The organism is Stenotrophomonas sp. PS02289, from assembly GCF_029960115.1.
Lineage (GTDB): Bacteria > Pseudomonadota > Gammaproteobacteria > Xanthomonadales > Xanthomonadaceae > Stenotrophomonas.
The window spans coordinates 1-2,536 of sequence record NZ_JASCOZ010000303.1 but is presented as its reverse complement, the minus strand read 5'-3'; the positions used below and the strand labels follow the sequence as shown (position 1 = coordinate 2,536).

The window sequence follows — 2,536 nt, the reverse complement described above, 5'->3', positions numbered from 1 at the left end:
CGGTCGAGATCGTGATGCCACGTGCCTTTTCTTCCGGCGCGGCGTCGATCGCGGAGTAATCCTTGAACTCGCCACCGAAGCGCTCGGCACCGATCTTGGTCAGTGCGGCGGTCAGCGTGGTCTTGCCATGGTCGACGTGGCCGATGGTGCCGACGTTGACGTGCGGCTTGGTGCGTTCGAACTTACCCTTTGCCATTGTTGTATACCTTGAATATCAGAAAAAAGAAGGGAGGGAAGACCCGAGCTTACGCTCAGGCCTTCTTGATCACGGTGTCGGCGATGTTCTGCGGAGCCGGCTCGTAGTGGTCGAATTCCATGGTGAAGGTGGCGCGACCCTGGGTCTGCGAACGCAGCGAGGTGGCGTAACCGAACATTTCACCCAGCGGGATCATCGCGTTGATGATGCTGGCCGAACCGTCACCGGTGGTGCTCGAACCCTGCAGCACGCCACGACGGCGGCTGACGTCGCCCATCACGTCACCCTGGTAGTCTTCCGGGGTCACGATTTCGACCTTCATGATCGGCTCCAGCAGCACCGGCTTGGCCTTGGCGAAGCCCTGCTTGAAGGCCATCGACGAAGCCAGCTTGAACGCCATTTCCGACGAGTCGACGTCGTGGTACGAACCGAACACCAGCTTGACCTTGACGTCCACCACCGGGAAGCCGGCCAGCGGGCCGCTGGTGATGGTTTCGCGCAGACCCTTTTCCACCGACGGGATGAATTCCTTCGGAATCACGCCACCGGTGATGTCGTTGATGAACAGGAAGTCGTCCTTGATCATCGGGGCGATCTTCGGATCGGCACGGTCTTCAGCGGTGATCGGCGACAGCTCGATCACGACGTGACCGTACTGACCCTTACCACCGGACTGCTTGGCGTGCTTGTAGTCCGACTTGACGTCCTGCATCTGGATGGTTTCGCGGTAAGCCACCTGCGGCTTGCCGACGTTGGCTTCCACGTTGAACTCGCGCTTCATGCGGTCAACGATGATGTCCAGGTGCAGCTCGCCCATGCCCGAGATGATGGTCTGGCCGGATTCTTCGTCGGTCTTGACGCGGAACGACGGATCTTCCTGCGCCAGACGGCCCAGGGCCAGACCCATCTTTTCCTGGTCCGACTTGGTCTTCGGTTCGACGGCCATCGAGATCACCGGCTCCGGGAACACCATGCGCTCCAGGATGATCGGGTGATCCAGCGAGCACAGGGTGTCACCGGTGGTGGTGTCCTTCAGGCCCACGGCAGCGGCGATGTCACCGGCCAGCACTTCCTTGATCTCTTCGCGATCGTTGGAGTGCATCTGCAGGATGCGGCCGATACGCTCCTTCTTGCCCTTGACCGAGTTCATCACCTGGTCGCCGGCATTCAGGGTGCCCGAGTACACGCGGAAGAAGGTCAGCGCGCCCACGAACGGGTCGGTGATGATCTTGAAGGCCAGCGACGAGAACGGAGCCTTGTCGTCGGACTTGCGGCTCATTTCCACGGTTTCGTCATCGACGTCGGTACCGGTGACGTCCGGCACGTCGATCGGCGACGGCAGCAGCTGCACCACGCCGTCCAGCATGGCCTGCACGCCCTTGTTCTTGAACGCCGAACCGCAGTACATCGGCACGATTTCGGTGGCCAGGGTGCGGGTGCGCAGCGCGTTGATGATTTCGGACTCGGCCAGCTCTTCGCCGCCCAGGTACTTTTCCATCAGGTCTTCGCTGGCTTCAGCCGCGGCTTCGATCATGTAGGTGCGGGCTTCTTCAGCCTCGGCCTGCAGGTCCGCCGGGATGTCCAGGTATTCGAACTTCATGCCCTGGCTGGCTTCATCCCAGTGGATGGCCTTCATCTTGACCAGGTCGACCACGCCCTTGAAGTTGTCTTCGGCACCGATCGGCAGCTGCATCGGAACGGCGGTGGCACCCAGCTTGGCGCGCAGCTGTGCGGCGACCTTCTGGAAGTTGGCACCGGTACGGTCCATCTTGTTGACGAAGGCGATGCGCGGCACCTTGTAACGGTTGGCCTGGCGCCACACGGTTTCCGACTGCGGCTGCACGCCACCGACGGCACACAGCACGAACACGGCACCGTCGAGCACGCGCAGCGAGCGCTCCACTTCGATGGTGAAGTCGACGTGTCCGGGGGTGTCGATGATGTTGAAGCGGTGCTCCGGCAGGGACTTGTCCATGCCGCGCCAGAAGGCGGTGGTAGCAGCGGACTGGATCGTGATGCCACGCTCCTGCTCCTGCTCCATCCAGTCCATGGTGGCGGCGCCGTCGTGCACTTCACCGATCTTGTGGCTCTTGCCGGTGTAGAACAGGATGCGTTCGGACGTGGTGGTCTTGCCGGCATCGATGTGAGCCATGATGCCGAAGTTGCGGTAACGCTCGATGGGAGTAGTGCGGGCCACGGGAGCCTCTCAAATTTCGTGGATTTCGGATGGCCGAACGCCGCCTTGCGGCGGCCTTCGGATTGGCGCGACACCCCAGGTGTCGCAAGGCAGTACCGAGGTGGTACTGCCATGCCTGTTTTACAAGGCCGTCAAACTCACCA

The 2,536-nt window shown here is 61.7% G+C and carries 2 protein-coding genes; both read right to left on the bottom strand.

Translation table 11 applies throughout. The features are described 5' to 3' along the window. Positions 1 to 196, bottom strand: a 196-nt coding sequence (locus QMX83_RS21195; RefSeq protein ID WP_254427889.1) for a GTP-binding protein, incomplete at its 3' end; no start/stop codon positions are given. Positions 197 to 251: 55 nt separating this feature from the next. Further along, positions 252 to 2,393 carry an elongation factor G gene (gene fusA / locus QMX83_RS21190; RefSeq protein ID WP_282298600.1) on the bottom strand — a complete coding sequence of 714 codons (2,142 nt, stop codon included), beginning with the start codon at positions 2,391 to 2,393 and terminating at the stop codon, positions 252 to 254. Positions 2,394 to 2,536: the final 143 nt, after the last annotated feature.